Here is a 655-nt window from a genome sequence, read left to right as displayed (position 1 = left end):
CGAACCGGTCAGGCTCGCCGGCGAACACGCCGGCAAGCCGTTGCCACTCCGCCAGGCCTTCGCCGCGGAGCATGGCCGGAATGTTCGCCCAGTCCAAGCTAGGACCGCCCACCGCGGCCCGCAACGCCGCCGGCGGGGAAAGCCGGGGGCCCGTGCCTTCTAGGAGCTTCAATTTCGGGGCCGCAGTCCTACGCGGGGCCCGCGCTTTCCTCGGTACTGGTGTTGCTGTCATTGGTGGTGCCTTCCGTCGTCGTCGTGTGTCGTCGTGTTCCAAAACTGCTTTCGTTCGGGCATATTGCACGGGCAGCTACCCCGGCGGGAGGGCTTGGCGGTCCGAGCAAATCCGAACCCCCTACCCCGCCCATCGGTGCCTGTCGGCTGGGGCCTTCGCCGCGGAGCATGGCCGGAATGTTCGCCCAGTCCAAGCTAGGACCGCCCACCGCGGCCCGCAACGCCGCCGGCGGGGAAAGCCGGGGGCCCGTGCCTTCTAGGAGCTTCAATTTCGGGGCCGCAGTCCTACGCGGGGCCCGCGCTTTCCTCGGTACTGGTGTTGCTGTCATTGGTGGTGCCTTCCGTCGTCGTCGTGTGTCGTCGTGTTCCAAAACTGCTTTCGTTCGGGCATATTGCACGGGCAGCTACCCCGGCGGGAGGGCTT

General features: G+C 67.5%; 1 protein-coding gene. It reads right to left on the bottom strand.

Features of this window, described 5'->3' with window-relative positions:
- Nucleotides 1–232 (bottom strand): hypothetical protein (locus Y705_RS22710; protein ID WP_216698766.1); only part of this gene is annotated, 232 nt, incomplete at its 3' end.
- Nucleotides 233–655: the final 423 nt, after the last annotated feature.

This window comes from Arthrobacter sp. H41 (genome assembly GCF_000520535.1).
Taxonomy (GTDB): Bacteria; Actinomycetota; Actinomycetes; order Actinomycetales; family Micrococcaceae; genus Arthrobacter_D.
Note: the sequence above shows the minus strand (reverse complement) of the source record. Positions and strands in the feature narration are given on the sequence as shown.